The following is a 21,288-nucleotide window of genomic DNA, read 5'->3' on the forward strand; positions in this document are numbered from 1 at the left end:
ATTCCCATGGTGGCCCCCACCGGTGAACTGCTCGCCTCCGCCGCTGCCCCGACCACGGCCGGACTGCGGGACCTGCTGCCGCCCGAGCTCGCGGCGGTCGAGGACCCCCGGGAGGTGGCGCCCGCGGACGCCCGGGAACTGACCAAGGTGCTGCTGCGCCGTCTGGCGACCCTGGAGGAGGGCACCCGGGAGTACTCCTACGTCCGCTCCACACTGGTCGAGATGAACCTCTCCCTGGTACGGTTCGCGATCCGCCGCTTCGACTCGCACCGCGAACCCAAGGAGGACCTCCTCCAGGTCGGTGCGGTCGGCCTGATCAAGGCCATCGACCGCTTCGACCCCGAGCTGGGTGTGGAGTTCACCACCTTCGCCCTGCCGACCGTGCTCGGCGAGATCCGGCGGCACTTCCGGGACACCACCTGGGCCGTGCACGTCCCGCGCCGCCTCCAGGAACTGCGCATCACCCTGGCCCGGGCCCAGGAACGCCTCGCGCAGCGGCTGGACCGCGCCCCGACGGTGGCCGAGCTGGCCGAGCACGTCGGGATTTCCCCCGAGGAGGTGGTCGAGGGCCTGACCGCGGCCAACGCCCACACCGCGGGCTCGCTGGACGGCGGCAACGACGACGGCGAGGGGCCCGGCCCGCTGGGCGACCACCTCGGCGAGGACGACCGCGAACTCGCCCTGGTCGAGGACCTGGTCGCGCTCAAGCCGCTGATCGCCACCCTGCCCGAACGGGAGCGGCTGATCCTGTCCATGCGCTTCTGCGAGGACATGACGCAGTCCCAGATCGGCGCCCGGCTCGGCCTGTCCCAGATGCACGTCTCCCGGCTCCTCAGCCGCACCCTGCGACATCTGCGCCAGGGCCTGGAGGCGGCCTGAGCGTGCCGCGCGTGCCACGCGGTGCGGCTCCCCGCCCGGGGCGCGAGGGCCCCGCACGACCACCCCTCACTTGGCCTGCGGGCGTGACCTCCGTATGGTCGGAAGGCACGGACATGGAGGGGAATGACGATGATGCCATCCAACGACCAGGGAGAGACTGTGCTGGCGGCCTCCCAACCCCGTCCCGAGCTGGTGGTGGAAACCCGCTCCGGGGCCGGCGGGGTGATGCTCTGCGCGCTGGCCGGGGATCTCGACGTCGAGACGCTGGCGCCGGCCGCCGAGGCGCTCGCCGACCTGGTCGCCCAGCGGCCCGCGGCCGTGGTGGTCGACCTGCACGGGGTCGGCTTCTGCGACTCCTCGGGGCTGAACGTCCTGCTGCGCACCCGCCTCGCGGCGGAGCGGGCGGGAGTGGAACTGCGGCTCGCCGCCGTCCCGGCCACGGTCATGCGGGTCCTCGACCTGACCGGGGCGCGTACGGTCTTCGCCATTCACGAGTCGGTCGACGCGGCCCTGGCGGGATGAGCCAGGGCTCGCGCCGGCCCGTCCGGCACGCCGGATCCGGACGGGCGCACCCGTGGTGCCCTCCGGATCCGGCGGCAGGCATAATTCCGGAACCGCCGGGAAACCGACCACCGGACCACGCCGTCGATCCGAAAGGGTGCCCTCCAATGACGCTGAGCCGGGGAACCCTGGACGGAGAACCCCAGCAGGCCGGACCCGTGACGCCGCCGGGCGGCCAGCGCAGGCGGCTGACGCTGGCCGGGCTCCCCAAGCCGGTCGCGCACGCCAGGACCTTCACCGTCCGGGCCCTCGCGGACTGGTTCCCGCCCGCCGCCGTGCCCGGCCCCCGCGACGAGGTCGCCGAGGACGTGGTGCTGCTGGCGGCGGAGCTGGTCGCCAACGCGATGCTGCACGGGGACGGCCCGCTGGAGATGGTCCTGGAGGTCACCGGCGCCCGGCTGCGGGTCGAGGTCAGCGACCGCAGCCCGGTCATGCCCGTCCCGCGCCGGCCGCACGATCCGGCGCTGCCGGGCGGTCACGGCCTGTTCATCGTGGAGCGCACGGCCGACCGCTGGGGCGCCGAGCCGCACAGCCAGGGCAAGACGATCTGGGCCGAGGTCGACGCGGCGCGGCTGCGCCGGGGTGACTGACCGCAGCCGGGCGCACCGGCGCCCGGCTGCTCCGCCTACAGTCCCTCGACCGCGCGGGCGTCGCCGGTGAGCGCGTAGCGGCGGCAGGCCAGCAGCTCGTCACAGGTGCTGCCGATCTCCTCGCCCAGCAGGTGCAGCACCGTCTCGGCGTCGTGGTCCGAGACGTAGCCCGGCGCCACGCGCAGGGCCAGCAGGCCCAGCTCCCGGTAGCCGCCCCGCAGCCGCCGCTGGACGCCCAGCCCCTCGGCGACCGTGGTGCGCCAGGCCTCCACGTCGATGCCGTCGGGCCCGGGGACGCGCCGCAGATCCGCGGGCGGGACGTCCGGGCTCTCGCGGAGCTCGGCGATGGCGTCGGCGACGGCGGCGGCCACCCGGGCGGGTTCCCGGGGCTCCCCGCCGGCGTCCGCGCGCAGCCGGCCCAGGCGCTCGGCGAGCAGGTCGGTCAGCTCGGACAGCCGGCCGCGCAGGTCCACCACCGCCCCCACGTCCAGCACCGCCCAGGTGTCCCAGGCGTGGGCGAGCGAGGGTCCGGCCTCGCGGGCCACGGTCTGCTCGATCACCGCGGCGGTGGCCGCGAGGTCCAGCAAACGGTAGGCCGTGGCCCGTGGGACACCGAGTTCGGCCATGGCGTAGGCGTCCCACGAGGGATGCCCCAGCACCGCCCACGCCCGGCCCCGGTGCGCGGCGCGCACCCGCCGGGTCAGTACCAGTGCGGCGGTGCGGGGCTCCGCCACCGCCGCTCGCAGCTCGTCCGTCACCCGCCGCGCGTCGGCCCGGTCGACCGCGGCGTCCACCTCACGGTTGCGCGTGTCTTCCATACGCCTTCCTTGCCCGCTGCGCGGCGGGCGAATCGTGCGGTACCGGGGCGAACCCTCCGTTACCGTCCGGCTCCGCCCGGTCCGCCGCGGTCCGCGCGCCCGCCGGGTGGCGCGCCCGCCGATTCCGTGGCATGACCGGGGTCCGCCGGGGCAGACGGTGCCCACAACGTTTCGGCAGGACGGTACGAGGGAGGGCGAGGCCGATGTCGGAGAAGGTGGCGGCACAGCTGAGGATGCGTCTGATCACGGGGGAGGCACAGGGGCGGGACCTGGACGTCGAGTGCCGCTACGAGAGCGCCGACCCGTTCGCCGTCCACCTGGACTTCGGCGCCGAGGAGGGGGCCGTCTGGGTGGTGGCCCGCGACCTGCTGGCGGCCGGGCTGCGCGGCCCGGTGGGCGAGGGCGACGTCCACATCGAGCCCAGCGGCACCGGCGAGCACGTGTTCATTGCCCTGGGCGGCCTGTCCGGGGTGGCACTGCTGAACGCCCCCGCGCGCCCGCTGGCCCGCTTCCTGCGGGCGACCGGCCGGGCGGTGCCGGTCGGCTCGGAGTCCTGCCGGATCGACTGGGACCGCTGCATCAGCGACCTGCTCTCCGCCTGAGGGGCGCGCCCCCGGGCGGAGAGCCGCCGGGTCAGCGCCCGCCGTCCTCGACGGTCACCCGCAGGCTTCCCAGCGCCGGATCCGCCGAGTCCGGCACCAGCATCCCGGCGGCCCGCCCGCTGCGCAGGTACTCCACCACGTCCTCGTCGAGCCGCTCGCCGGGCAGGGCGGCCGGGATCCCCGGCGGGTAGGGCGTGAGCATCTCGGCGGCGATCCGGCCCGCCGCCTTCTCGATCGGCACCTGCTCGGTCGGGCCGAAGAACGCGTCGCGCGGCAGCAGGACCTGCTCCAGGCGCAGCCGGTCGGGGCGGGGCACGTGGACCGCGGCCGCGGGCCGCAGGTCGGCCGCCGCCGCGACGAGTTCGGAGAGGCCGGCGAGCAGGGCGTCGGCGGTGGTGGCGTCGTCGGCGTGGGTGAGCTGGGCGCTGATCCGCCGGTGGTCGCACAGGTGCAGGCTCAGCTGGTGGTGCGAGCGCAGCCAGTCCCCGGCCCGGTAGCCGGTGGTGCCGAGGGCGGAGATGTCGACGATCACCTGCAGGGGGTCGAGGTCGGCGGCGAGACCGTCGCCGCAGAAGTCCTCGCGCCCGTGCACGTGCATGCCGTCCAGCGCCGCGATCCGCGCGCGCACCTCGCCGGCCAGGTCGAGCGCCCGGTCGTAGAGGGCGCGCCCGTGCTGGACCATCTGGCGGCGCCAGCCGTCCAGGGCGGCGTGGACGAGCGCGGAGGGGCTGGTGGTGCCGAGCAGGTCCTCGCGCTGCTTGAGGACCGCCGGGTCCACCAGGTCGCCGCGCAGGTGGAACACCGAGCTCTGCTCCAGCGCCGAGCCCATCTTGTGGACGGAGGTGACGCAGACGTCCGCGCCCGCGTCCATCGCCCAGGTGGGCAGCCGGGGGTGGAAGGGCAGGTGGGCGCCCCACGCCTCGTCGACGATCAGCGGCCGGCCCGCCGCGTGGCACACCTCGGCGACGGCCGGCAGGTCGGCGCACGTCCCGTAGGGGGTGGGGGAGGTGACCAGGGCGCCACGGGCGTCCGGGTGCTCGGCGAACGCGGCACGGAAGGACGCCGCGGACGGCGGGTGCGCCAGGTGCCGCTGCGCGTCCCACTGCGGATCCACCCAGATCGGGCGGATCCCGGCGAGGACGAGGCCGGCCACCACGGACTTGTGGGCGTCCCGGCCGACCAGCAGCTTCTCGTGCGGGCCCGCGACGGCGAGCATCGCGGACTTCACGGACAGCGAGCTGCCGCAGGTGGAGAAGAACGTGTGGTCGGCTCCGACGGCCTCGGCCATCAGCGCCTGCGCGTGCTCCAGGATGCCGCGCGAGGCGGTGCGGTCGTCCAGCCCGCCGGTGGCCAGCACGTCCGAGCGGAAGACGTCCGCGCCGAGCGCGGCCAGGGTGCGCGGGTCGGCGCCGCGGCCCTGCTTGTGGCCGGGCGGGGTGAAGGTGGTGAGCGGATTGGCGTGGTAGGCCGCGAGGGCCTCCAGCACGGGTGCCTGCGACTGGTCCATGGTCCGGCGGCTGCCCCGCCGCTCCGGCCGGAAACCCGCCGCCGCCCGGCCCGGCGCGGTGCGCGCCCTCCGCCGGCGCCGGGTGTGGGGCGGCGGCGCCCGGGTAGGCGGGCGGTTCGTAACGGCCCGGGCCGAGCGCCGGCGGGCCCCGTCGACCGGAAGGTGCAACCGATGTCCGAGACGACCGCTTCGCTCGCGGCCGGCCTGCAGGGGCCGGTCCTGTTCGTCACCGTCCTGCCCGCCGTCCTGGTGGTGGGCGCCCTGCTGGCCGCTTTCGTGTGGGGCAGCCGCCGCCGGGCCCGCAAGCAGCCGCCGCCGGTGCCGCTCGACGCGGTGGAGCGGCTGCGCGGCCGTGACGACGGTGCGCATGAACCTCCGCATCGCGGTTAGACGGAGGCCGACACCGACCGCCGTCGTGCGACCAGGAAGGGCCTTCCGTGACCGACATCTCCCGCCTCCCCGGCGCCGTGGACCACGAGTGGAACTGGCAGCTGGAGGGGGCCTGCCGCACCGTCGACAGCAGCATCTTCTTCCACCCGGTCAACGAGCGCGGCGCCGCCGCGAAGGAGCGCGAGCAGCACGCCAAGTCGGTCTGCGCGCGTTGCCCGGTGCGGGTGCCGTGCCGCCGGTACGCGCTCGCCACCCGGGAGCCCTACGGGGTGTGGGGCGGGCTGACGGAGGAGGACCGGCGTGCGCTGTTCACCGACGCCTCGGCGCCGGGCGGCCGGGCCGCGTAGCGCGGCCCCGGGCCGCCGCTGCCGGCCCGCGCGCACCGGCCGTGTTTGCCCGCCCGGAAGGGTGGTACACGCAGCGCCAGGGCCTGACCGGAGAACGGCAGGTCACCGGCCCTCCGAGGCCCCGCCCGTCCGCATCCACCGGGAGGTATCCGTGATCGTCCTCGGCGTCATACTGCTCATCATCGGTTTCGTCACCGGCATCTCGGTGCTGTGGACCATCGGCCTCGTCCTCGCCGTGATCGGCCTCGTGCTGTGGGTGGCCGGTGCCCTCGGCCACGCCGTCGGCGGACGCCGCCACTACTACTGACCCACGACCGACCTCCGGCCGCGGGGGGGGCCCCCCCGCCCCCCCCCCCCCCCCCCCCCCCCGCCCGCCCCCCCGCGGGGGCCGGGCCGCCCCCCCCCCGAGGGAACCGCCCCCCCCACCCCCCCCCCCCCCCCCGGCCGGGGGCGCCGCGCGCGGGGGGCCGCCGCCCCCCCTGCGGGGCGGCGCCCCCCCCCGGGTCCGTGCCGTGCCGCTACCGTCCTTCGTCGATCAGCCCGAACTCCTCCAGCAGCGAGCCGACCTCGGTCGCCTCCATCCGGTGGAGCAGCCGCCTGCGCAGGAACTCCGGGCCGGGCAGGCTCAGTTCGGCGCCGTCGCGCAGCCGGCTGGTCGCCGCGAGCAGCTTGCGCACGTCGTAGGTCGAGTTGAACACCTCGGGGACCCCGCGCTCGACGTCCAGCAGCCGGTAGGCGGCCTCCATGCCGGTGCGCACCGAGTACTCGGTGGTGAAGATGCAGTCCCGCCCGGTCTCGGCGAACTGGCCGATGAACGCGAAGTTCACCGCGCCGTCCGGTACCACCTGCGGCCGGTCACCGGCCTTGCGCGGCAGGAAGAACGAGGTGACGTAGGGCATCATCACCGGCACGCAGCGGGCGGCCCCGGCGGCCAGCTCGGGGATCTCCGCCTCGGGGACGCCCAGGTGGTACAGCCACTCCTGGGTGATCTCCTCGCCGGTGCAGTCCTGCATCGGCTTGCGGACGAAGTCGCCCGGCCGGTCGACGAACAGCGAGTACAGCCAGACCACGATCTGGTCGGCCGGCTGCTGCTTGAAGTGCGGCTGGCGGTTGACCGTCCAGCTCAGCAGCCAGGAGGAGTCCCGGGCGGTGACGATTCCGCCGGTGACCACCCCGCCGCTGAACGGGTCGCGCTTGGCGACCTGCTGGATGTACCGGGGGATGCGCGGGTCCAGGGTGGTGACGGTGGCGGACTCCCACTTGCTCTGCGGGATGTTGCCGCAGAACACCTCCGGGCGGCCGAACTCCGGGTCCTTGGCGGCGATCCGCCGCCACAGGTCCCAGGCCGGGGCCGGACCCTCGTTCAGCCGGGCCGGGGTGTGCTGGTCACCGTTGTCGGAGTTCTCGGTGAGCGAGCCGATGGTGGTGAACACCAGGTCGTCCTCGCCGAGTTCGACGCCGCCGGGCTTGCCGGCCTCGGTCCAGTGGATCCGGGTGGCCCGCTTGCGCCCGGGCGTGAGGTCGAAGTCGATGTCGGTGACCTCGGTCTCGTAGCGGAAGGTCACGCCCTGGTCCATCAGCCAGCGGGTCAGCGGCAGCACCATCGACTCGTACTGGTTGTACTTGGTGAACTTCAGCGCGGAGAGGTCCGGCAGGCCGCCGACGTGGTGGACGAAGCGGTGCAGGTAGAGCTTCATCTCCAGGGCGCCGTGCCACTCCTCGAAGGCGAACATGGTCCGCCAGTACAGCCAGAAGTTGCTGTCCAGGAAGTCACGGCCGAAGACCTCGTCGATCCGCTTGCCCTCGACCTCCTCGCGGGTGGCGAGGAAGATCCGCACCAGGTCCTTCTGCGCCCGGTCGTTCAGCGCGAACAGGCCGTCGGTGCGGGCGTCCCGGCCGCGCTGCTCGGTGACCCGCTGGAGGGAGAAGTTCGGGTCGTCCTTGTTCAGCCAGTAGAACTCGTCGAGCACCGAGGCGCCCTCGACCTCCAGCGAGGGCACCGAGCGGAAGAGGTCCCACAGGCACTCCATGTGGTCCTCCAGCTCCCGGCCGCCGCGCACCACGAAGCCCTTCTCCGGCTCCTTGATGCCGTCCAGCGCGCCGCCGGGCAGCCGCAGCCGCTCCAGGACGGTGATCCGCTCGCCGGGTACCTGTGCGTCGCGTACCAGGAACGCCGCACCCGCGAGCGACGCCAGCCCCGCCCCGACGAACCAGGCGCTCGCCCGGTCGGCCCGCTCGGGCTTGCGCGGCCTGGCGAACGCCTCGTAGTTCCCGCTGCTCCAGTACACGTGCACTCCTTCGATCGGTGAACAGCCGCTCACGCGCCCGGGCGGACCTCGCCCACGCTCGCCAACGGTCCCTGCGACGGCAACGCGGCTGGACCGGACGGGTGACACCCCGCGGACCGGCCACCGCGGGCCGTGATCACCACCCTGCTCCCGGGCGGGGGAGCGGCGGACCGGTCCACCGGGACCCGATCGAGGACCGGAGGTCCCGGGCCGGCCGGGCGCTTGGTCCCGGTTTCGGCCGTTCTGCCGCTGGGCAGGGCCCGGGCGCCCCGGTGAGGGCCGCAGGGGCCCGGTGAGGGCCGCGGGGGGCGTCCCGGCGGTGACCGCGGGCCCACGAACAGCCCACCCGGGGTGTCCCGGCGGCCGGGGCGGACGATCCTCGTGCCATGGCCTCGATCGTCGTGCTCTACGAGCTGGAACCCGCCCGGGCGCTCGGCCCCGACGGGGTCGAGCCCGCCGTGGTGGCCGTGCACGCCGCCGGGGCGGACCCGGACGTGCCGGAGGACCCGCTGCCGCGCACCCTGTGCGGGCGCGACACCGCCGACATGGAGCACGCGCACTTCCGGCCGGGCCTGGGCGAGCCGTGGTACCCGCCGGCGCTTGCCGAGCAGCGCTGCCGGGAGTGCGAACGGGCGCTGCGGGCCCGGTAACGGACGGCGGGCCGCCGCCGGGCGGGGGGCCCGCCACCGAATCCGGCCGGGGGGCTTCCCCCGGGGAAGTCGGTGGCCGTCCCCAGCGCGCCGCCGCCGTCGCCACCGCGATGATCAACTCACCGGGGAGTTCCCGGGCCCCATGAGGTGAGGAGTGGTCGGAGCGATGGCAGCGAGCAAGCGGATCGGGCGGCGGGGACTGCTGGCGGCGACGGCGGCCGCGGCGGCCGCGGCCGTGCTGGCCCCGGTGACGGCGGGCGCCGCCCCTGCGGGCGCCGCACCTGCGGACGCGCGGGCGGCGGCGGCCGTCCGCGCCCTGGACCGGGTCGCCCAGCCGCTGCGCACCACCGAACCCGGCGGCGGCAGCGTCGACCTGCGCGCCCTGGACGCGATGATCGGCGACGCCGAGGTGGTCGGCCTCGGCGAGGCGACCCACGGCTCCCACGAGTTCTTCACGATGAAGCACCGGCTCTTCCGCCACCTCGTCGAGGAGAAGGGCTTCACCACCTTCGCCCTGGAGACGAGCTGGACCAGCGGCCTGCTGGTCGACGAGTACGTCCTCGGCGGCGGCTCCGGCGACGCGCGGCGGATCGTCAAGGAGGCGTTCGGCGGCAGCCCCTGGGAACGCGAGGAGTTCGCCGACCTCCTCTCCTGGATGCGCGCGTACAACCGGAGCCACCCGCGGCGCCCGGTCCGCTTCCTGGGCGACGACATCGGTGCGCCGAAGCTCGGCGACGGGATCTTCGAACGGGTCGTCTCCTCCGTCCGGCGGACCAGGCCGGACGCCGTGCCGCAGCTCGACGGCCTCTACGCCGCCCTGCGCCCCCTGGACGACACCATCGCCTACATCGGCCGCCCGGTCGCCGAGCGCCGGGAGAACGCCGCCCGGGCCCAGCAGGCGCTCGACCTGGTCACCGCGAGCGGCACTCCCGGCGAGGAGGCGTACGAATGGGCGGTCCAGCACGCCCGCAACATCGCCCAGACCTTCGCCTTCGCCGCCCTCGACCTGGCCGACCCGGAGTCCGTCTCCGCCGCGGAGCAGCTGCGCGACCGGGCCATGGCCGACAACACCGCCTGGTGGCAGCGGCGCACCGGCGGCAAGGTGCTGCTGTCGGCGCACAACGGGCACGCCGGGTACCTGGCCACCGACACCTTCCTGTACCCCGAGCCGCAGGGCGCCCACCTGCGCGACGCCTACGGCAGCGGCTACGTGGCCATCGGCTTCACCTTCGACCGCGGCGCCTTCCTCACCAACGACGAGGTGATGACCGGCGGCTGGAAGTCCGTGACGGTTCCGCCGGCCACCGCGGGGATGAACGAGTACACCCTCGACCGGGTCCGCCACCGCGACTACTACGTCGACCTGCGCACCGTGCCCGGGGCGGCCCGCGACTGGCTGGACGTCAGCCGCCCCACCTACGACGCCGGCTCGGTGTTCATCAGCGACCCGATGCCGGAGCTCGCCGTCGGCCGGGCCTACGACGTCCTCGTCCACCTCCACGAGGTCCACGCGGCCCGCAAGCTCTGACCGGCCGCCCGGCCGGGGCGCCCCAGCGGCCCCGGCCGGGGGGCTCAGGCCCGCCGGGCGCCGGACAGCTCGGCCGGGTAGTCCGGCAGGTCGAGGCTGCTGACCCGCCTGCCCAGCTCCAGCATCCTGTTCAGCACCCAGCGGCGGTTCAGCAGCCCGTTGCGCACCCGCAGCCCGGTCGCGGTGCCGGGCGCCAGGAACGGGCCGGTGCGGTCGCCGCCCTTCTGGCAGCCCCGGGCGTACGCGCGCAGGATCCGCTCGTAGCGGGTGAAGGCGGTGCGGTGGTCGCCGCGGGCCCGGGCCAGCTCGCCGGCCAAGACGTACGCCGCCACCACGGCCGTCCCGGTGCCCATCCCGCCGATGGTGGCCCCGCAGGCGGCGTCGCCCAGCAGGGCGATCCGGCCGGTGGACCAGGCGGGGACGTCGGCCCGGCTGATCGAGTCGAAGTACAGCTCGGGGGCCTGCTCCAGGCTCTCCAGCAGCCGGGGCACCTCCCAGCCGAGGCCCGCGAAGGCCTCCCGGACCAGCGCCTTCTGCTGCGCCGTGTCGTGGCGGTCGTAACGGAGTCCGGGCGAGGCGAAGAGGAGGAAGGCCCCCGCCCGGGCCGGGTCGCGGGGGTCGGCGCCGACCGAGGCGAGCCGTCCGGGGACGTTGAGGCCGACCGAACCGGGCGGGAGGTCCAGGTAGTTGGGCAGCTGCCAGGTGGCGGCGTAGTAGCCGAGGTGGCGCACGTAGCGCTCCTCCGGGCCGAAGGCGAGCCGGCGGACGTTGGAGTGCAGCCCGTCCGCGCCGATCACGAGGTCGAACGTGCGCGGGGCGCCGTGCCGGAAGGCCGCCCGGACGCCGGCGGGGGTCTGCTCCAGGGCGGTGATCGAGTCGCCGAAGAGGTACTCGGTGTGCGGGAGGCTGTGCCGGTGGAGCACCTGGGCGAGCTCCCCGCGCGGGACCTCGACGTCTCCGCCCGCGAAGTCGGCGGGCAGGTGGAGGAGCCGGCGGCCGCGCGGGTCGACGAAGGTCATCGGGCTGCCGCCGGTGCCGAGCGCGCGGAGCTCGTCGAGCACGCCCATCCGCTCCAGCACGCCCAGGTGGGTCGCGCCGCGGAAGTCGACCGGCTGGCCGCCGCCGCGCAGGGCGGGGGCCAGCTCGACGACGGTGGTCTCGAACCCGTACCGGCCCAGCCAGTGGGCCAGGGCGGGGCCGGCGATGCTCGCGCCCGAGATCAGGACCTTCGTGCTCATGCGGACCGCTCCATCCGGGGTCGTCCATGCGGGATCCGTGAACTGTGTCCGGTGGACACTGTTCACTGCTGTGTACGGTAGACACAGTTGGCCCGCCCCGCAAGGGGCGGCCGGGACCACGGACGGAGCGGGCATGGGCGAGGAAGCGAACGCGGCGGTGCGGCTGCTCTGGGGGCCGCCCGCCACACCGTCCCGGGGGCCGAAGCCCGCGCTGAGCCTGGCGCGGATCGCCGCGGCGGGCATCGAGATCGCGGACGCCGAGGGCCTGGGCGCCGTCTCGATGCAGAAGGTGGCCGGGCTGCTCGACTTCACCAAGATGTCGCTCTACCGCTACGTGCCCGGGAAGGCGGAGCTGGTCGCGCTGATGGTGGAGACCGCGATCGACGAGCCGCCGACGGCGCTGGACGCGCTCGGCTGGCGGGAGCGGCTCATCGCCTGGGCCCGGCAGTTGGAGGCCTCCTTCACCCGGCACCCGTGGCTGCTGGACGCCACCGTCGGACCGCGCGTCATGGGCCCCCGGGAACTCGGCTGGCTGGAGGGGGTGGTCGCGGCCCTGGACGGCCGGCGGCTGACCGGCCCCGAGCGGATGGACGCCGCCGTGCTGCTGGCCGGGCACGTGCGGGGCATCGCCGAGCAGGCCCGCGCGGCCCGACCGGACAGCCCGCCCGAGGCGGAGTTCCTGGCCGTCCTCGGCCCGCTGGTGCACCGGCACGCCGACCGCTTCCCCGCCCTCGCGGCGGCCCTGACCGCGCAGGACGGCCACGACCGGGCGCTGGACTTCGGCCTGGAGCGCATCCTCGACGGCCTGGAGGCGCTGATCGAGCGGCGCGCCGAGGGTGCCCGGAGCGCGGACCGGTGACCGGGGCGGCGCCGGAGGGCCGGCCGCCCGTCGTGCGGCGCGGCGCGCGGACGGAGGACGGCTCCTGCCGCCATCTGCTGGTGTGGGAGGCCGGCCCGGGGTGGCGGATGGTCAGCAGCGGGGTGCTGGGCGGCGGGATCGGCGAGCGCGGCTGGGTCCTGAACGCCCAGGTCCGGCCCGGCTACGACCGGCTGGATCCGGACCGGCACCTGGCGGAGCTGGCGCGGGCCGAGGGGCTGCGCGGCCCGGGGGTGGGCCTGATGACCGCCGCCGAGGTCGACGACTGCACCTGGGGCGAGGACGGCGGCGCCCTCGCCCTGGTGACCACCGGCATCGGCGTGCCGACCTGGGCCGCCGCGCCGCCCGACGTGCCGCCCGTGGCCGTGGTGCCCGCTGGTCGGGTGCCGGCCGTTCCGGCGCCCGCCCGGTACGTTCCGGGCACGATCAACATCCTCGCCGTGGTCCCGGCGCCGGTGACCGACGCGGGTCTCGTCAACCTGCTCGCGACCGCCACCGAGGCCAAGGTCCAGGCCCTCCTGGACGCCGGCTACGCATGCTCCGGCACCCCCTCCGACGCGGTGTGCGTGGCCGTCCGCACGCCCGACGGCCGCCGGGAGGCCGATCCCTTCGGCGGCCCGCGGTCCCGGTGGGGCGCCCGGTTGGCCCGCGCCGTCCACCGGGCGGTCGTCGAGGGCGCGCACCGCGACCGCGAACGCCGCGCCCGGGGGTCCGCCGCGCCGCACCACCGGCCGGCGGCGGACTGCCGGTGCGCGAACGTCCTCCCGGCCGGCCGCGCGATCGGCTGAGCCCGGGGCGCCGGGCCCCTGGCGCCCGGCGGTCCCGTGGTCATCGGTGGTGCGTGCCGGCCCCGCGGTGCGGTGATCACCACCCTCCCCGGGGGCCCGGCCGGCCGTCGACGGCCTCCGAGGACGTGCCCGGGTGCTCGGTTCAGTGGGCGCCGAGCAGCCGGGCGGCCTCGGTGAGGGTCGGTCCCAGCGGCAGGTCGAGGCGGAGGGCGGCGAGGTCGTCACCGCGGGTGGGGCCCTGGTTGACGATGACGACGGGCAGCCGTGCGCGGGCGGCGCGGCGCACGAAGCGCAGGCCGGAGAGGACGGTGAGCGAGGAGCCGAGGACCACCAGGGAGCCGGCGGCGTCGACCAGGTCGTAGCAGTGCTCGACCCGGGCGGCGGGCACGTTCTCGCCGAAGAACACCACATCGGGCTTGAGCACGCCGCCGCAGTCCGCGCAGGGCGCGACGCGGAAGCCGTCCACCAGCGCCGGCGGCAGCAGGGCGTCACCGTCGGGGCGCAGCACGGGGTCGGCCCCCCGGAATCCCCGGTTCAACTCCTCCAGGCGCCGGTCGAGTTCGGCCCGGGAGCTGATGCGGCGGCAGTCGAGGCAGACGACCCGGCCGAGCCCGCCGTGCAGCTCCACCGCCCCACGGGTGCCGGCCGCGTGGTGGAGTCCGTCGACGTTCTGGGTGATGACCGCCCCGATGTGCCCCGAGCGCCGCAGCAGCTCCACCGCGCGGTGCCCGGCGTTCGGGCGGGCCCGGGCGAAGGCGGGCCAGCCGGTGTGGCTGCGGGCCCAGTAGCGGCGGCGGGCGGCCTCGCCGCCGGTGAACTCCTGGTAGGTCATCGGCGTACCGGTGCGGCGGAGACCGGTGGCCCCCCGGTAGTCGGGGATGCCGGACTCGGTGGACAGCCCCGCCCCGCTGAGCACCACCGCGCCGCGCCGCTCCAGCGTCCCCACCAGTCCCGTGAGGTCCGCGAGCTCCGCGGAGCCGGCGGGGCGTTCCGGGGCACTGGCGTCGGAGGCTTCCATACCGCCGAGGGTAACGCCGCCGAGCGGGGCCCGCGCCGGGACGGTCCGACGGGGCAGGACGAAAGAATCTTCGTCCCCGGACGGCGGCGCCACCTCATTTGAGCCGCTCGTGGCCGAAGAATTTCCTGTCGCGGTGGGGCCGGTCCGAGCCGGAGGGCCTGGCCTTCCGGTGCGTTGTTCGTCCGCGGGGCGTTGACCGTGGAGAATGTGCGGGTGAGCGATGTACGTGAAGTCCTGGATTATCCGACGTTCGGTCGGGCAGTGCGCGAACTGGCGCAGGCGGTGGCGGATGACGGGTTCGAGCCCGATCTCATCCTGAGCATCGCCCGTGGCGGGGTGTTCGTGGCAGGGGGTCTGGCCTACGCGCTGGACTGCAAGAACATTCACCTGGTGAACGTCGAGTTCTACACCGGGGTGGGCACGACCCTCGACATGCCGGTGATGCTGGCGCCCGTTCCCGAGGCGATCGATTTCACCGACAAGAAGGTCCTGATCGCCGATGACGTCGCCGACACGGGGAAGACGCTGAAGCTGGTGCGCGACTTCTGCCTCGGCCACGTGGCCGACGTGCGCTCGGCCGTCATCTACGAGAAGTCGCACAGCCTCGTGCAGTGCGAGTACGTGTGGAAGCGGACCGACGACTGGATCAACTTCCCGTGGTCGACGCAGGAGCCGGTCGTCCGGCGCGCGGGCGGCGTCCTCGACGCCTGACGCGGGCCGGCCCCCGAGCAGCCGGTCCGGAGCGCGCTCCGGACCGGCTGCTCCGCGCGGCTCCCGTACCCTGGGCAGCGTCGTGCGAAGAGAGCGGAGGTGCGCCGGTGAACGGTGGCGACGTTCTGTGGTGGGTCCTCGCCGCCCTGGCGGTGGTGTCCCTGGTGGTCGCGGTGGTCCTGGTCGTGAAGCTGGTCCGGGTGCGCAGGCTCCTGGTGGCGACCGGTGTCCCCATGTCGGCCAAGGTCCTGTTCTGGGCGTCCATCGCCTACCTGATCAGCCCCGTCGACCTGCTCCCGGACCCGATTCTGCTGGACGACATCGGGCTGCTCCTGGTGGCCCTGCGCACCCTGCACAAGGCGGTCGGCCAGGCCTCGCAGGGCCCGCGCGACGCCGACCGGTACGGCCCGGCCTGAACCGCCATGCGCCCGGGGCCGGCCACCCGCGCCGGCTGGGGTACTAGGTTCACCATGAGATCGGGTGCAGGATTCATGGCGCCGCCGACCTGCGGTGTTCTAGCGTCGTGCCATGACGATTCCGGCCGGACTGAGACGCACGGTTCTCCGGGCGCGGAGGGACACCGGCTTCCTTGCCGCCGGTGTGCTGCCGCACCTGGCGCTGGTGCCCGTGTGGGCGTGGGCGGCGACGACCACCGCCCGGACGGGGGACTGGCTCCTCACGGTTCCCGTGTCCGCCGCCCTGGTCCTGCTCGGTACCCCGGTGCTGACGGCCGTTCAGCGGGCCCGCTACCGGGTGCTCATCGGCGTGGACGTCCCCCGGCTCACCCCCACCGCGCCGGAACGGCGGACATGGGCCTCGACCGCCCGGTGGCTCGCGGCGAAGCGGCCCTGGCGCAGGATCGGCTACCACCTCCTGCTGGGCCCGCTGCTCGCGCTGCTGGAGCTGCTGGTGCTCGCGATGGCAGCGGCGTGCCTGGCGGCCGTCACGGCCTGCGCCTGGTCATGGGCGCTGCCCACCGCCATCCGCCAGGACTGGCCCGGCCTCCCGGCCCGGCTGCCGGCCTGCGCAGCGGCCGGACTCCTCCTCCTGTGCGCCCTGCCCTGGACCGCGCGGGCAGTGGCCCGGGCCGAGGCGCGGCTGGCGGCGGGACTGCTCGGGCCCAGCCGGGCCCAGCGGCTCCAGGAGCGGGTCGACCAGCTGGCCGTGAGCCGGACCGACCTGATCGAGGCGGTCGACGCGGAGCGCCGCCGGATCGAGCGCGACCTGCACGACGGCACCCAGCAGCGGTTGGTGTCCCTCGCGGTCAACCTGGGTCTGGCCATGGCCACCCGCCCGGACCTGTCGAGTGATGCCCGCGAGGTGATCGCGCGGGCGCACCTGGAGGCGAAGGAGGCGATCGCCGAACTCAACGACCTGGTGCGGGGGCTGCACCCGGCCGTGCTCGAAGACCGGGGTCTGGACGCGGCGTTGTCCGGGCTGGCCGCCCGCACGCCCCTGCCGGTGCGGCTGCGGGTCGATCTGGAGGAGCGGGTGGCGCCCCGCGTGGAGTCGGTCGCGTACTTCGTGATCTCGGAGGCGCTGACCAATGCGACGAAGCACGCCAAGGCGATGCGTGCGGAGGTGATGGTCCGCCAGGTCGGCGAGGTGCTGCGGGTGCGCGTCACCGACGACGGGCTGGGCGGTGCCGACGCCGCCGGCACGGGGCTGGTCGGCCTGGCCAAGCGGGTCGGTTCACTCGACGGGGCCTTCCACGTCAGCAGCCCGGCCGGCGGGCCCACCACCATCACCGCGGAGCTGCCGTGCGTGCGGTGATCGCCGAGGACTCGGTGTTGTTGCGGGTCGGCCTGATCAAGGTGCTGGAGATGGGCGGGTTCCAGGTCGCCGCGGAGGCCGGCGACGCGGAGGGGCTGTTGGCGGCGGTGGCGGAGCACCGGCCCGGACTCGCCCTGATCGACGTCCGGATGCCGCCCGGCTTCACCGACGAGGGGGTGCGGGCGGCGCTGGAGATCCGCCGGCGCTGGCCGGGGACGGCGGTGGTGCTGCTCTCGCAGTACGTGGAGGAGCGGTACGCGGCCGACCTGCTGTCGGCGAACACCAGCGGGGTGGGCTACCTGCTCAAGCAGCGGGTTGCCGATGTCGCCGACTTCGTGGCGGCGGTCCGGCGGGTGGCGGAGGGGGGCACGGCCCTGGACCCGCAGGTCGTCGCCCAGTTGCTGCTGCGGCGCGACAACGACCCGTTCGCGCGGCTGACCCCGCGCGAACGGGAGGTGCTCGGCCTGATGGCCGAGGGCCGCTCCAACGCCGGCATCGCGCAGGCGCTGGTGGTCGGCGAGAGCGCCGTGGCGAAGCACATCAACAACATCTTCGCCAAGCTCGACCTGCCCGTGGTCGACGTGGACCACCGCCGCGTGCTGGCCGTGCTGCGCTTCCTCGGAGCGCCCCGGGCCTGACCATCCCCTCCGGGACCACGGTCCGCGGACCACGGCCGAGTACTAGAAGGTGCCGCCGAGGTAGCCGAGCAGATGGTCCCGGTGCAGGGCGAGGTCGGCCAGCGCGGCGGCCGGCAGCGCGAGGTGGAAGTAGAGGCTTCCCGTCAGCGCGCTCCGCAGCGCGCGGACCGCGCCGCCCGGCGCGGGCGGCCCGGGGCGGCGGGTGCGCGCAGCGCGGCGTGCGCTCGCGCGGCCGAGACCGAGGCCGGCCAGCGCCCCGGCCGTGACCAGCGCGGCGAGCGCCGCCACGACGCGCCCGTCGTACCCGGTGCGGGCCAGCAGCCACACGTCGAGCACCAGGGTGAGGCCGCCGTACAGCGCCGCCTGGACGAGGTCGCTGTCCGTGATCCGCGTCATCCGGGAGTTCCTCGCATGCTCCAAGGATGCCGGTCCCGGCGGCCGGGCGGAACGGTTCGAACGGTTCCGCCCGGCCGGTCACCGGACCGCGGGGAGCGGCGCGGGGCCGGGGAGCCGCGGCGGCCGGGCCGGCGTCACATCAGACGGCCGCTGTAGAAGGGCGCGTAGTGGAGCGCGTAGCGGTCGCGGAAGTCGGGGCCCAGGTCGTCCTCGCCCGCGCCCATGGTGGGGCTGCTCTTGATGTCGTCCTTGGTGCGGTCGACGTACACCTTCTGCTCGCCGATCTCGATGCGGATGACCGTTCCGGCCGGGAGCAGCACCAGCCGGCCGAAGATCCACGGGCCGGTGTCGACGACGAGGTACTGCGACCCCACCTCCTCGGAGAGCTTGTCCACCTTGCCCACGGAGCCGTCGACGGCCTCCACGTCGAACCCGATCAGGTCGGTGCCGGCGGTGTGGCCGGCCGTGTCGCGGAACTGCCAGAGGTTGACGCCCTCGTTCATGTGCTCTTCTCCCTTCCGTCGTAGGACCGGTGGTCGGGTGCCCCGCGCCGGGCGATCCATGCAGGTGTGGGCGCGCCGAGCCGGGAAAGACGGGCCGCGGGCCGGGTGCTCGCGCCCCGGCGCTCACGAGAGAGCGCGGAAGAGCACGGAGAGGAGAGCGGGGACATGGGGTGGAGTCTGGTACGGCTGACGCTGGCGGGCCTGGCGGCGGTGCTCCTGGCGTACGGCGCGGACCGGGCCGCGCGGGCGGCCGCCCGGCGGCTGACCACCGGGGGCCGCGGCACCGGCGTGCCGCGCGTGCTGGCCCGGTGCCGCCGCCCGCTGCTGTCGCTGACGGCCTGTCTGCTGGTGCTCGGCGCGATGCCGTGGATCGACGCGCCGCCCGCCGCCCGTGACGGCCTGCGGCACCTGGTGCTGATCGCCGCGATCGGCTGCGGCGGCTGGCTCTGCGCCCGGGTGGTGGCGCTGCTGGTGGACGGCACCGTCCGGCTCGCGGTGCACCGGCGGGACCCGGCGTGGGCGGGGCGCGCCCGGACCCAGGCCGACCTGCTCGGCCGGATATGCCAGGCCGTGATAGGGCTGGTGACGCTGGGCGCCGTCCTGATGACCTTCCCGGCGGTGCGCGGCGTCGGCACCAGTCTGCTCGCCTCGGCCGGCCTGGTCGGGGTGGTCGCGGGGGTGGCGGCGCAGAGCACCCTCGCCAACGTCTTCGCCGGCGTGCAGATGGCCTTCGGCGACCTCGCGCGGATCGGGGACGTCGTCGTGGTGGCGGGGGAGTGGGGCACGGTGGAGGAGATCACCCTCACGGCGGTGGTGATCGCGACCTGGGACCAGCGGCGGATCGTGATGCCGATGTCGTACTTCGTCGGCCGCCCGTTCGAGAACTGGTCCCGCCGCTCCAGCCGGATCACCGGCACGGCGCTGCTGCACCTCGACCATCACGCCCCGGTCGGCAAGCTGCGCGAGGAGTTCGACGCCTACCTGGCCGGCAACCCGCTGTGGGACGGCGAGGGCAGCGCCCTCCAGGTGGTCGACACCACGCCCACCACCATCGTGGTGCGGGCGCTGGCCACCGCGGCGAACGCGGACCACGCCTACGAACTCCGCTGCCAGCTGCGCGAGCACCTGATCGGCTACCTGCGGGACCACCACGCGTACGCGCTGCCGCGGGTCTCGGTGACGGACGCCCCCGGCGCCCGCCCGGACGCGGAGCGCCCCGTCCCCTAGACCCCCTCCGGGGCGTCCTTGGGCCGGCCGGGGCCCTCGCCCTCGCCGGCGTCGGCCTGGTCCGGGTCCGGGTCGTGGAACGAGACGTCGACACGCTGCTCGGGCCGGCGCTCCTCCTGCCGGGCGACCGAGGCGAGCACCTGCTCGTCAGCCTCCGTCAACGGGGGCTGGAGCAGGCTGCGCGGCCACAGCCGGCGGGCGAGCACCACGTCGGTCTCCGCCGCGTACACGGTGACCTGGGCGGTGAGGTAGAGCCAGGAGAGCAGTCCGATCACCGTCGCGAAGAACCCGTACACCTGGCCGGCGTGCCGCAGCTCGTGCGCGACCAGCAGCGAGCCGAACGCCTGCAGCGCGGTGAACAGCGGTCCGGCCAGCAGACAGCCCGGCCACAGCGCCCGGGTCGGCACGTCGTGCGGGGTGAGCACCCGGAAGCAGGCCAGGCACAGGGCGCTGTTCAGCAGCGCCGAGACGACCAGGGCGCCGATCCGGGCGGGCAGCCCGCCCAGGGTGGTGCCGACCAGCGCGGCGCCGGCCGTGGTCAGCACCAGCCCGGTGCCGAGGACGACGAACAGCAGCAGTCCGCGCGCCAGCCGGGGGAAGTAGCCGGGCCGCCGCACGCCCGGCACGTTCCAGATCTCGGCCATCGCGTGCTGGAGCACCTGGGTGACGCCGAGCGCGCCGTAGAGCAGGCCGAGTACGCCGATGACCAGCGCCAGACCGCTGCCCTGGAGCGAGTGGGTGCTCTGGCGCAGCTGGTCGCCGATGATCGGGAAGTCGGCGAGCGCGGAGTCCACGACGGCCCGCTGGGCCCCGGGATGGCCGTGCAGGACGAAGCCGAGCACGGTGCTGAGCAGGAGCAGCAGCGGGACGAGCGCGACGAAGCCGTAGTAGGTGAGCAGGGCGCAGAGCAGTCCGCCGCGGTCGTCCCCGTACTTCTTGACGACCCCGAAGACGACGGCGGGCGGACGGTGGCGCTGCTGGAGGCCGTCCAGCGCGCGAAGGACGCGTTCGACCGGATTCACGCCGCGCGTCTGCCCCCGCCGCGCGCGGGGACACCTCCGCGTACGCCCACGGGCCGGCGAACCCGCAGGATCCGCACGTTAGCGCCCGGAGAACCGGGGAAACCGAGCGCCGGCACGCAGGGCGACCGCGAGGAGGCGGACACGGTGGACGAGCGGGAACGGGTGGCGGGGGCGGGGAGCGCCGGGGCGGGCGTGCTCGCGGTCCGGGCGGGGACCGGGCCCCGGTACCAGCCTCACCCGGTGCTGCGGGGCGTGGGACTGCGGCTGCGCGGCCGGGCCTGGGAGACGCTCTGCGGTGCGCGCCCCCGGAGCGTGCTGACCCTCGGGCTGCTCGCCCTGGGCCTGCTGGCGGCCGGGCTGCGCGGCTGCGCCCCGGGGGTGTTCTGGCCGGCGGTCGGCGGCTGGGCCGTGCTCCTGGGGGCGTCCTTCGGCCTGTTGCGCGGCTGCCGGAAGGCCGATTGACCCGGGCCGGTGCGGGCACCCGCGAAGCGACCGGAGGAATCCGCGACGAGGCGAGGAGACGACGGTGGAGGAGATCCCGCAGGGCGGCGCGGGCGGAGTACCGCTGCACCACGACCCGGACGACGAGAACACCCACGACCCCCGGGCCCCGGGCCGGGGCGGGGGCGGCGGCGACGGCGGGGGCGACGCGACCACCGTCGAGCCCGGCCGGGCCCGCCGCCTGGACCCCGAGGAGTCCGACGAGTCCGAGGCGGACGACCCGGAGGGCGATCCTGATGGCGGTGAACCGGACGAGGAGCCGGACGACACGTCCTGACCGTGCGCCGGAACGCCGAGGGCCCGGGGGACCACCGCAGCGGTGGTCCCCCCGGGCCCTCGGCGGAAGACGCCACGACCCCGCCGCCGGGGCACACCGGGAACCGGTTCCCGGTGTGCACGTCCCGTAGTCGAACGGACCGGACGGGTCGAACGGCGG

26 protein-coding genes are annotated in these 21,288 nt (G+C 75.2%); 18 read left to right on the top strand and 8 right to left on the bottom strand.

Annotation, left to right across the window (positions count from 1 at the left end; genetic code table 11):
* Positions 1 to 6: 6 nt before the first annotated feature.
* From ACF1AK_RS23055 to ACF1AK_RS23065, 3 genes are all read left to right on the top strand, one after another.
* Positions 7 to 879, top strand: coding sequence for an RNA polymerase sigma factor SigF (locus ACF1AK_RS23055; protein WP_391500694.1), 873 nt, complete (start codon positions 7 to 9; stop codon positions 877 to 879).
* A 123-nt stretch (positions 880 to 1,002) separates the two neighbouring features.
* Positions 1,003 to 1,401: an STAS domain-containing protein gene (locus ACF1AK_RS23060; protein ID WP_391500695.1), complete on the top strand. Its 399-nt coding sequence runs from the start codon at positions 1,003 to 1,005 to the stop codon at positions 1,399 to 1,401.
* 146 nt (positions 1,402 to 1,547) lie between these two features.
* Entirely contained in the window at positions 1,548 to 2,030 is a 483-nt protein-coding gene (locus ACF1AK_RS23065; RefSeq protein ID WP_391500696.1) for an ATP-binding protein, read from the top strand.
* A 35-nt stretch (positions 2,031 to 2,065) separates the two neighbouring features.
* Here ACF1AK_RS23065 and ACF1AK_RS23070 read toward each other — a convergent pair whose 3' ends face one another.
* Positions 2,066 to 2,848 carry a hypothetical protein gene (locus ACF1AK_RS23070; protein ID WP_391500697.1) on the bottom strand — a complete coding sequence of 261 codons (783 nt, stop codon included), beginning with the start codon at positions 2,846 to 2,848 and terminating at the stop codon, positions 2,066 to 2,068.
* A 203-nt stretch (positions 2,849 to 3,051) separates the two neighbouring features.
* On the opposite strand from ACF1AK_RS23070, the gene ACF1AK_RS23075 reads away from it, so the two are divergent.
* Entirely contained in the window at positions 3,052 to 3,450 is a 399-nt protein-coding gene (locus ACF1AK_RS23075) for an SsgA family sporulation/cell division regulator (protein WP_391500698.1), read from the top strand.
* Positions 3,451 to 3,481: 31 nt separating this feature from the next.
* Here ACF1AK_RS23075 and ACF1AK_RS23080 read toward each other — a convergent pair whose 3' ends face one another.
* Positions 3,482 to 4,957, bottom strand: coding sequence for an aminotransferase class I/II-fold pyridoxal phosphate-dependent enzyme (locus tag ACF1AK_RS23080; protein ID WP_391500699.1), 1,476 nt, complete (start codon positions 4,955 to 4,957; stop codon positions 3,482 to 3,484).
* A 171-nt stretch (positions 4,958 to 5,128) separates the two neighbouring features.
* On the opposite strand from ACF1AK_RS23080, the gene ACF1AK_RS23085 reads away from it, so the two are divergent.
* From ACF1AK_RS23085 to ACF1AK_RS23095, 3 genes are all read left to right on the top strand, one after another.
* Positions 5,129 to 5,347: a DUF6479 family protein gene (locus ACF1AK_RS23085; RefSeq protein ID WP_391500700.1), complete on the top strand. Its 219-nt coding sequence runs from the start codon at positions 5,129 to 5,131 to the stop codon at positions 5,345 to 5,347.
* Between the two features lie 47 nt (positions 5,348 to 5,394).
* Positions 5,395 to 5,694, top strand: coding sequence for a WhiB family transcriptional regulator (locus ACF1AK_RS23090; protein WP_391500701.1), 300 nt, complete (start codon positions 5,395 to 5,397; stop codon positions 5,692 to 5,694).
* A gap of 151 nt (positions 5,695 to 5,845) precedes the next feature.
* Positions 5,846 to 6,001 (top strand): DUF6131 family protein, encoded by a 156-nt coding sequence (locus ACF1AK_RS23095; protein ID WP_391500702.1) that lies wholly within the window; start codon positions 5,846 to 5,848, stop codon positions 5,999 to 6,001.
* A 211-nt stretch (positions 6,002 to 6,212) separates the two neighbouring features.
* On the opposite strand, the gene ACF1AK_RS23100 is transcribed toward ACF1AK_RS23095, so the two are convergent.
* A complete protein-coding gene (locus tag ACF1AK_RS23100; RefSeq protein WP_391500703.1) occupies positions 6,213 to 7,982 on the bottom strand; it encodes an oleate hydratase in 1,770 nt (589 codons plus the stop codon).
* 386 nt (positions 7,983 to 8,368) lie between these two features.
* Here ACF1AK_RS23100 and ACF1AK_RS23105 point away from each other — a divergent pair, with 386 nt between their 5' ends.
* Together ACF1AK_RS23105 and ACF1AK_RS23110 are read left to right on the top strand one after the other, a co-directional pair.
* Entirely contained in the window at positions 8,369 to 8,632 is a 264-nt protein-coding gene (locus ACF1AK_RS23105; RefSeq protein WP_391500704.1) for a hypothetical protein, read from the top strand.
* 166 nt (positions 8,633 to 8,798) lie between these two features.
* Positions 8,799 to 10,160, top strand: a complete 1,362-nt coding sequence (locus ACF1AK_RS23110) for an erythromycin esterase family protein (protein WP_391500705.1) — start codon at positions 8,799 to 8,801, stop codon at positions 10,158 to 10,160.
* A 44-nt stretch (positions 10,161 to 10,204) separates the two neighbouring features.
* On the opposite strand, the gene ACF1AK_RS23115 is transcribed toward ACF1AK_RS23110, so the two are convergent.
* The gene (locus ACF1AK_RS23115) at positions 10,205 to 11,398 is read right to left on the bottom strand and encodes an FAD-dependent monooxygenase (RefSeq protein WP_391500706.1); all 1,194 of its coding nucleotides are present in this window, start codon (positions 11,396 to 11,398) and stop codon (positions 10,205 to 10,207) included.
* A gap of 133 nt (positions 11,399 to 11,531) precedes the next feature.
* Here ACF1AK_RS23115 and ACF1AK_RS23120 point away from each other — a divergent pair, with 133 nt between their 5' ends.
* On the top strand, positions 11,532 to 12,257 hold the full coding sequence (locus tag ACF1AK_RS23120; RefSeq protein ID WP_391500707.1) for a TetR/AcrR family transcriptional regulator C-terminal domain-containing protein: 726 nt from the start codon (positions 11,532 to 11,534) through the stop codon (positions 12,255 to 12,257).
* Positions 12,254 to 13,063 carry an adenosylcobinamide amidohydrolase gene (locus ACF1AK_RS23125; RefSeq protein WP_391500708.1) on the top strand — a complete coding sequence of 270 codons (810 nt, stop codon included), beginning with the start codon at positions 12,254 to 12,256 and terminating at the stop codon, positions 13,061 to 13,063. Before ACF1AK_RS23120 ends, ACF1AK_RS23125 begins: the two co-directional genes overlap by 4 nt.
* A gap of 142 nt (positions 13,064 to 13,205) precedes the next feature.
* Here the strand turns inward: ACF1AK_RS23125 and ACF1AK_RS23130 are convergent, their stop codons facing one another.
* Positions 13,206 to 14,081 carry an NAD-dependent protein deacetylase gene (locus tag ACF1AK_RS23130; protein WP_391500709.1) on the bottom strand — a complete coding sequence of 292 codons (876 nt, stop codon included), beginning with the start codon at positions 14,079 to 14,081 and terminating at the stop codon, positions 13,206 to 13,208.
* Positions 14,082 to 14,294: 213 nt separating this feature from the next.
* Between ACF1AK_RS23130 and ACF1AK_RS23135 the strand changes: the two genes are divergently transcribed.
* The 4 genes from ACF1AK_RS23135 (at position 14,295) to ACF1AK_RS23150 (ending at position 17,203) form a co-directional block, all read left to right on the top strand.
* Positions 14,295 to 14,792, top strand: coding sequence for a phosphoribosyltransferase (locus ACF1AK_RS23135; RefSeq protein WP_391500710.1), 498 nt, complete (start codon positions 14,295 to 14,297; stop codon positions 14,790 to 14,792).
* A 107-nt stretch (positions 14,793 to 14,899) separates the two neighbouring features.
* Positions 14,900 to 15,208, top strand: coding sequence for a DUF1232 domain-containing protein (locus ACF1AK_RS23140; protein ID WP_391500711.1), 309 nt, complete (start codon positions 14,900 to 14,902; stop codon positions 15,206 to 15,208).
* Between the two features lie 112 nt (positions 15,209 to 15,320).
* A complete protein-coding gene (locus ACF1AK_RS23145) occupies positions 15,321 to 16,565 on the top strand; it encodes a sensor histidine kinase (RefSeq protein WP_391500712.1) in 1,245 nt (414 codons plus the stop codon).
* Entirely contained in the window at positions 16,553 to 17,203 is a 651-nt protein-coding gene (locus tag ACF1AK_RS23150; protein WP_391500713.1) for a response regulator, read from the top strand. The genes ACF1AK_RS23145 and ACF1AK_RS23150 overlap by 13 nt, the downstream gene beginning before the upstream one ends.
* 42 nt (positions 17,204 to 17,245) lie before the next feature.
* On the opposite strand, the gene ACF1AK_RS23155 is transcribed toward ACF1AK_RS23150, so the two are convergent.
* Positions 17,246 to 17,599: a hypothetical protein gene (locus ACF1AK_RS23155; RefSeq protein ID WP_391500714.1), complete on the bottom strand. Its 354-nt coding sequence runs from the start codon at positions 17,597 to 17,599 to the stop codon at positions 17,246 to 17,248.
* A gap of 134 nt (positions 17,600 to 17,733) precedes the next feature.
* Positions 17,734 to 18,102, bottom strand: coding sequence for a PRC-barrel domain-containing protein (locus tag ACF1AK_RS23160; protein ID WP_391500715.1), 369 nt, complete (start codon positions 18,100 to 18,102; stop codon positions 17,734 to 17,736).
* Between the two features lie 165 nt (positions 18,103 to 18,267).
* Between ACF1AK_RS23160 and ACF1AK_RS23165 the strand changes: the two genes are divergently transcribed.
* Positions 18,268 to 19,329 (top strand): mechanosensitive ion channel family protein, encoded by a 1,062-nt coding sequence (locus tag ACF1AK_RS23165; RefSeq protein ID WP_391500716.1) that lies wholly within the window; start codon positions 18,268 to 18,270, stop codon positions 19,327 to 19,329.
* On the opposite strand, the gene ACF1AK_RS23170 is transcribed toward ACF1AK_RS23165, so the two are convergent.
* The gene (locus tag ACF1AK_RS23170; protein ID WP_391500717.1) at positions 19,326 to 20,351 is read right to left on the bottom strand and encodes a YihY/virulence factor BrkB family protein; all 1,026 of its coding nucleotides are present in this window, start codon (positions 20,349 to 20,351) and stop codon (positions 19,326 to 19,328) included. The two genes, ACF1AK_RS23165 and ACF1AK_RS23170, sit on opposite strands and share 4 nt — an antisense overlap.
* A gap of 144 nt (positions 20,352 to 20,495) precedes the next feature.
* Here ACF1AK_RS23170 and ACF1AK_RS23175 point away from each other — a divergent pair, with 144 nt between their 5' ends.
* Together ACF1AK_RS23175 and ACF1AK_RS23180 are read left to right on the top strand one after the other, a co-directional pair.
* Positions 20,496 to 20,813, top strand: coding sequence for a hypothetical protein (locus ACF1AK_RS23175; protein WP_391500718.1), 318 nt, complete (start codon positions 20,496 to 20,498; stop codon positions 20,811 to 20,813).
* Positions 20,814 to 20,877: 64 nt separating this feature from the next.
* A complete protein-coding gene (locus ACF1AK_RS23180) occupies positions 20,878 to 21,129 on the top strand; it encodes a hypothetical protein (protein WP_391500719.1) in 252 nt (83 codons plus the stop codon).
* Positions 21,130 to 21,288 lie beyond the last annotated feature (159 nt).

Source organism: Kitasatospora sp. NPDC015120 (genome assembly GCF_043080305.1).
Classification (GTDB): Bacteria; Actinomycetota; Actinomycetes; order Streptomycetales; family Streptomycetaceae; genus Kitasatospora.

What these genes read in the sequence shown, in the direction of transcription:
- ACF1AK_RS23060 (WP_391500695.1), top strand. Translation starts at nt 1,003, where the DNA reads ATGACGATGATGCCATCCAACGACCAGGGAGAGACTGTGCTGGCGGCC.
- ACF1AK_RS23155 (WP_391500714.1), bottom strand. Translation starts at nt 17,599, where the DNA reads ATGACGCGGATCACGGACAGCGACCTCGTCCAGGCGGCGCTGTACGGC.
- ACF1AK_RS23130 (WP_391500709.1), bottom strand. Translation starts at nt 14,081, where the DNA reads ATGGAAGCCTCCGACGCCAGTGCCCCGGAACGCCCCGCCGGCTCCGCG.
- ACF1AK_RS23110 (WP_391500705.1), top strand. Translation starts at nt 8,799, where the DNA reads ATGGCAGCGAGCAAGCGGATCGGGCGGCGGGGACTGCTGGCGGCGACG.
- ACF1AK_RS23145 (WP_391500712.1), top strand. Translation starts at nt 15,321, where the DNA reads ATGACGATTCCGGCCGGACTGAGACGCACGGTTCTCCGGGCGCGGAGG.
- ACF1AK_RS23065 (WP_391500696.1), top strand. Translation starts at nt 1,548, where the DNA reads ATGACGCTGAGCCGGGGAACCCTGGACGGAGAACCCCAGCAGGCCGGA.
- ACF1AK_RS23070 (WP_391500697.1), bottom strand. Translation starts at nt 2,848, where the DNA reads ATGGAAGACACGCGCAACCGTGAGGTGGACGCCGCGGTCGACCGGGCC.
- ACF1AK_RS23115 (WP_391500706.1), bottom strand. Translation starts at nt 11,398, where the DNA reads ATGAGCACGAAGGTCCTGATCTCGGGCGCGAGCATCGCCGGCCCCGCC.
- ACF1AK_RS23080 (WP_391500699.1), bottom strand. Translation starts at nt 4,957, where the DNA reads ATGGACCAGTCGCAGGCACCCGTGCTGGAGGCCCTCGCGGCCTACCAC.
- ACF1AK_RS23120 (WP_391500707.1), top strand. Translation starts at nt 11,532, where the DNA reads ATGGGCGAGGAAGCGAACGCGGCGGTGCGGCTGCTCTGGGGGCCGCCC.
- ACF1AK_RS23085 (WP_391500700.1), top strand. Translation starts at nt 5,129, where the DNA reads ATGTCCGAGACGACCGCTTCGCTCGCGGCCGGCCTGCAGGGGCCGGTC.
- ACF1AK_RS23165 (WP_391500716.1), top strand. Translation starts at nt 18,268, where the DNA reads ATGGGGTGGAGTCTGGTACGGCTGACGCTGGCGGGCCTGGCGGCGGTG.
- ACF1AK_RS23055 (WP_391500694.1), top strand. Translation starts at nt 7, where the DNA reads ATGGTGGCCCCCACCGGTGAACTGCTCGCCTCCGCCGCTGCCCCGACC.
- ACF1AK_RS23160 (WP_391500715.1), bottom strand. Translation starts at nt 18,102, where the DNA reads ATGAACGAGGGCGTCAACCTCTGGCAGTTCCGCGACACGGCCGGCCAC.
- ACF1AK_RS23105 (WP_391500704.1), top strand. Translation starts at nt 8,369, where the DNA reads ATGGCCTCGATCGTCGTGCTCTACGAGCTGGAACCCGCCCGGGCGCTC.
- ACF1AK_RS23075 (WP_391500698.1), top strand. Translation starts at nt 3,052, where the DNA reads ATGTCGGAGAAGGTGGCGGCACAGCTGAGGATGCGTCTGATCACGGGG.